The organism is Mycobacterium sp. UM_Kg1 (assembly GCF_000972925.1).
Classification (GTDB): domain Bacteria; phylum Actinomycetota; class Actinomycetes; order Mycobacteriales; family Mycobacteriaceae; genus Mycobacterium; species Mycobacterium hiberniae.
Genome location: NZ_JRMK01000210.1, coordinates 1 through 4990, shown reverse-complemented (window position 1 = coordinate 4990; position 4990 = coordinate 1). Strand labels below are relative to the sequence as shown.

Sequence of the window (4990 nt, the reverse complement as noted above, 5' to 3'; positions counted from 1 at the left end):
CGCGGCCAACGCTTCGCACGCCTGCCCGCAGGCCGCGCAATCCTGCTCAACGACAACGACGAACCCACCTACCTACAACTCGTCAACCCGCACTTCAGCCCAACCTTGACGCGCTAGGAGAAGAACCCATGTCCCTTCTGAAGCAGAGGACCCCGTGATGGCCAACGCTGTGATACCGATTGTGCGAATAGCCGTCCTGGCCGAGAGCCGGCTGACGGAGATCGCCGTGCCCGCTGACCTGCCGCTGCGCGAAATCCTGCCCACCGTTCAGCGACTGGTGGTGCCGTCCGCCTCCGATGAGGGTGACGGCAGCGGTGATGACACCGCCCTCGACCGGCTCACCCTTGCGCCGATCGGTGGTGCACCGTTCAGCCTGGACGCCAGCCTGGACACCGTCGGTGTGGTCGACGGGGACCTGTTGGCCCTGCAGCCGGTTCCCGCAGGGCCGTCTGCGCCGGGCATCGTCGAAGACATCGCCGACGCCGCTGTTATCTTCTCGGCCTCCCGGCGCAAGCCCTGGGGACAGGGCCACGTCCGGGCGGGATCATTGGCGGCGGTCGTCGGATTGATTGTGTTGGCGACGGGTCTGGCGGTGACCCATCGGTTGGCGACCGGAGCCCCTACGGGGCTGATCGCCGTCGGCGCAGTCGCCGTGCTCACCGCAATTGCCGCGCTGGTCGTTCGCCCACCGCACAACTCAGTGCTGTCGATCGCCGCGCTGGTGCCCATCGCCGCGGCGCTTACCTTGGCGGTGCCGGGTCCGTTCGGGCCCGCGCAGGTAACGCTGGGCGCTGCCGGTGTTGCGGCGTGGTCGTTGATCGTTGTGGTCGGTTTACGCCGTGACCTCGGATTCTTCACCGCGACAAGCGTGGTCGGTGCGGGCGTCGCGCTGGCGGCCGCAGTCGAAACGTCATGGGAGCTGCCACTGAGCAGCATCGGCGGCGGACTTGTGGTGCTGGCCCTACTCCTCACGGTCTCTGCCCCACATCTGTCTGCGCTGTGGGCGCGGTTCCCGCTGCCCGCCATCCCGGCGCCGGGAGACCCGACTCCCTCGGCTCCGTCACTGCGTGTGCTCGAGGACCTGCCTCGCCGCGTGGAGGCCGGCGAGAGGTACCAGACCGGATTCATCGCCGGTGGAGTACTGCTCGGTGCCCTCGGCGCGTTCGCGATCGCCGCTCGACCCGAAGCCGCCCCGTCGTGGGGTTGGTACGTAGTTATTGCCAGCGTTGCCGCCGCCGCACTCCGTGCCCGGGTATGGGATTCGGTGGCCGGGAAGTCCTGGTTGCTGGCCCAGCCGTTCCTCGTGGCGACGGCGCTGGCTGTGCTCTACGGCGCGACCGGCCGCTACCTTGCCGCGTTGATCGCGGTAGCGGCGTTCGCCGGTTTGGCGGCGGTATGGGCGCTGGCCGCGGCCGTTCCGGCAATCGCCGACCCACACAGCTATTCGCTGCCGGTGCGTCGACTGGTCGGCTTCCTCGCGTCGGGTCTGGACGCATCGCTGATCCCTGCGGTCGCCTACTTCGTCGGCATCTTCAGCTGGGTGCTCAATCGATGAGCCCTTCGGGCCCGGTACGGGGGGTGTCGAGGGCGGTTCGGATTGCCGGTCTTGCCGGGGTCCTCGTCGCCGCGCTGTGGACGTCCGCGCCGGTCATGGCGATCCCCCCGCCGACCGTCGATGCCGGCGCAGTACCGCCGAGCGGAACTCCGGGTCCCGTGCAGGCCACCCGGCAGAACGGCGAGTGCAGCACTACCGAGATCATCGGTGGAGCTGATCTCACCGAACCCACTGCCGGGCTGCGACAGCTCGATCTGCCGGCGGCGTGGCAGTTCTCTCGGGGTGAGGGCCAAACAGTGGCCATTGTCGACACCGGCGTACGGCCCGGGCCACGGCTGCCGGCCGTCGAGCCGGGTGGAGACTATGTCGGCACAACCGACGGCCTCACCGACTGCGACGGGCACGGAACACTGATCGCCGGCCTCGTTGCCGGGCAACCCGGCGACGACGGCTTCGCCGGTGTCGCACCCGCGGCTCGACTGGTCTCGCTCCGCGCCACGTCGGCGAAGTTCAGCCCCGCTGCATCGAGTGGCGACCCCGAGTTGGCCCAGGCGGCTTTCGATGTGGCGGCGCTCAGCCGGGCGATCGTGCACGCCGCGGACCTGGGTGCGCGGGTGATCGTCGTCTCGACGGTGCACTGCTTGGCCGCTGACCGAGACATCGACCAGACCGAACTGGGTGCGGCGATCCGCTACGCGGCGGTCGAGAAAGACGCTGTCGTGGTCGCTGCGGCCGGTGACAGCGGCGCTACCGGGTCGGCTCCGGGTGCTGCGGGTTGCCAGTCCAACGCGCTGACCGATCTGAGTCGGCCGGACGACCCGCGCGGATGGGGGAGCGTCACCTCGGTGTCGATTCCGTCGTCCTGGCAGCCCTATGTGCTGTCGGTGGGATCGGTGAATGCGAACGGCTCGCCGTCCGCATTCACCATGGCCGGCCCGTGGGTCGGTGTCGCCGCGCCGGGGGAGGACATCGTCTCGGTGAGCAACCGCGACGACGGTGGCCTGGCCAACGGATACCCCGGACCGCGGCAGAAACCGGTGCCGCTCAGCGGAACCGGGTATGCGTCCGGATACGTGGCCGGTGTCGCGGCGCTGGTCCGGAGCAGGTACCCGGAACTGAACGCAGCGCAGGTGATTCACCGGATCACCGCCACTGCACGAGACGCGGCTCGTGCGCCGTCCAATCTGCTCGGCGCCGGAACCGTTGACCCCGTCGCCGCGCTGACATGGCACCTGCCCGCCGGATCCGTCCCGAACACGGAGCCGGTGAAGCGGGTGGCCGCGCCACCGCAACCAGCACCGAAAGACCGCACGCCGCAGCTTGTCGCATTCGGCGGCATCACGGTGCTCGGATTGACCGTAGGCGCCGCCGCGATTGCAGCGCGCCGCAGAAAGGAGACCACCCTGTGAGTACGCATCGATCATCGTCGCCGGGAACGGGGCGGATCACGCTGGTGCTGTTCGCGGCGGTCGCCGCTGCGACGGCGTACCCCTGGCAGACGGCGCGCGAGCGCTGGGTCCTGGGCATCGGCCTGGCCGTGGTGGCCGTGGCATTGGCGCGCTGGCGCGGTCTGCCCGTGACCACGCTGCTGCGGCGCTGGACAACGATCAAGCGGCCGAAACACGGGGAACGCAGAGCGCGCAGACCGGTCACCGAAACGCGGGTCACCGCGCTGCTGGCCGTCGCGGCGCCGGAGGAGAATCCCGACCTGCTTCCGCTGCCGCTGATCGCCGGTTACCTGGACCGTTACGGCTTGCACGCCGACGCGATCCGGGTGACCAGCCGAGACGTCGGGGATGATGCCGACGCCCGGGAGCGCGCCACGTGGATCGGGCTGACCTTCTCGGCCGTCGACAACCTCGCTGCGCTGCAGGCACGTTCACCGGAGCTACCGCTGCACCAGACCGCCGCCGTCGCGGCGCGCCGCCTCGCCGACCATCTGCGCGAAGCCGGTTGGGGGGCCACCCCTGTCGAGTCCGACGACATTCCGCGACTGGACGTCGCGGGCTCGCGGGAGACCTGGCATGCGGTGGTGCAGGACAACGACGATCATGTGGCCGCCTACCGGGTCACCCCGGGAGCGGACGTGGCGGAACTGCTCACGAAGATCTGGGACTATCCGACATCCGAGACATGGGTGGTACTGGAGATCGCCGGTTCCGGTGATCAGCGGACGGTGGCTGTGGCCGCGGCGTTTCGTACCGGTGCTGCGCCCGGCGCCGGTGCACCACTGGCTGGGCTCACCCCGCAACTCGGTAGCCACCGCGCGTCGCTGGCAGTGCTGCACCCCGCCTCGGTTCAGCGGCTCGACGGCCATGAGGCGATCAGCCCCGAATCGCTGGACCGACTTCGCTGGCCCAGCAGCACTGCACAGCGCATCACGGCCGGCTCGGGCACCGGCTGAGCGCAGTACTCACTTCCAGTGCGGCAGCCGCGCTCGCCATTGCGGCGAGCGCGGCTGCCGCGACCCGCGCGCACCACGGGCGCGATTCTCCGGCCGCTGACCGGACAAGTAGGGCGGCGGGCTGAATCAGCTGGGAGTTCAGTGCGTTTCGGGGACAGCCGGGCGACGTTCGGCCACCCGGCGCAGGCGATGGCCGCCGCGCGTTATACGTCCAGCAACAACATCCCTGGACATCAGACCTAGTCGGCCTGCAGTGCGATGCGCAGCGCCTCGATCTGGTCGAGTTCGGCCTGACCCGCCTGAACGTGGACAACATGCAGAGACCCGTTCCAGGCAAACGGTGGCCGGTAGTCGTCTGTCACCGGCAGGCCCCGGTCGTAGCCGAGAGTGAGGTGGGTGCCGCCGTGTTGCCAGATGAACGGAAGGGAGTGGTCGGTCGCAGCGGTGGCGACAACGGTGCCGTCGACGACCGCGTCGACCGCGGCACCGCCGGACTCCAGGCGCAGCACGCAACCGATCAGATGGCGCCCGGCGGGCAGGGGCTGCTCGGACCGCAGTTGCAGAGTCCCGCTGGGCAGTGCCACCGCGACGTGCAACAAGCCGTCGACGGCATAGGCGGCCAGCCCACCGTTGCGGTCGCCGATGGCGAACAAGACCCCACTGGGCGTGTCCTGCGGAACCTCCGCATCGGCGAGGATGTGTCCGCCGCCGGCGAGCATCGGCAGCGCCTCGTCGAGGACGGGACCCGCCTGCGGATACAGGGTGGCCTTGGCGCCGACCGGGTATTGCGGCTGCGCCGCGGCGATCACTCGCCCGATGAACGAGTCGAACAGCGGAAGCACATTGTTCGCCGCGGCTTCGGTCGACCATCGCTCCGTCAGCTGCTCAAGCACGTCCGGATGCTGCCCGGCGAGGTCGTGCGACTCCGAGAAGTCGTTGTCCAGGTGGAACAGCGACCACCGATCGGTGTCGAAGTCACGGCTTCCGGTAAGCAGCTCGTCCTCATCCATGACGCCTGTCTCTTATACACA

Annotated in this window: 5 protein-coding genes; 4 read left to right on the top strand and 1 reads right to left on the bottom strand. The window is 69.4% G+C overall.

The window, feature by feature from the left end:
• The 4 genes from LI92_RS24660 to eccE form a co-directional block, all read left to right on the top strand.
• The coding region (locus LI92_RS24660) for a hypothetical protein (RefSeq protein WP_502691482.1) at window positions 1-117 on the top strand (117 nt) is incomplete at its 5' end.
• Window positions 118-157: 40 nt separating this feature from the next.
• Complete coding sequence (gene eccD / locus LI92_RS19780) at window positions 158-1555, top strand: type VII secretion integral membrane protein EccD (RefSeq protein WP_152665564.1); 1398 nt, start codon at window positions 158-160, stop codon at window positions 1553-1555.
• Entirely contained in the window at window positions 1552-2964 is a 1413-nt protein-coding gene (mycP, locus tag LI92_RS19775; RefSeq protein WP_046321964.1) for a type VII secretion-associated serine protease mycosin, read from the top strand. The genes eccD and mycP overlap by 4 nt, the downstream gene beginning before the upstream one ends.
• Window positions 2961-3959, top strand: a complete 999-nt coding sequence (gene eccE / locus LI92_RS19770) for a type VII secretion protein EccE (protein ID WP_046321963.1) — start codon at window positions 2961-2963, stop codon at window positions 3957-3959. Before mycP ends, eccE begins: the two co-directional genes overlap by 4 nt.
• Before the next feature lie 239 nt (window positions 3960-4198).
• On the opposite strand, the gene LI92_RS19765 is transcribed toward eccE, so the two are convergent.
• Complete coding sequence (locus LI92_RS19765) at window positions 4199-4969, bottom strand: LamG domain-containing protein (RefSeq protein ID WP_052740873.1); 771 nt, start codon at window positions 4967-4969, stop codon at window positions 4199-4201.
• Window positions 4970-4990: the final 21 nt, after the last annotated feature.

Bases quoted from the DNA above. Each gene is read 5' to 3' on its own strand.
- eccD (WP_152665564.1), top strand. From the start codon at position 158: ATGGCCAACGCTGTGATACCGATTGTGCGAATAGCCGTCCTGGCCGAG.
- mycP (WP_046321964.1), top strand. From the start codon at position 1,552: ATGAGCCCTTCGGGCCCGGTACGGGGGGTGTCGAGGGCGGTTCGGATT.
- LI92_RS19765 (WP_052740873.1), bottom strand. From the start codon at position 4,969: ATGGATGAGGACGAGCTGCTTACCGGAAGCCGTGACTTCGACACCGAT.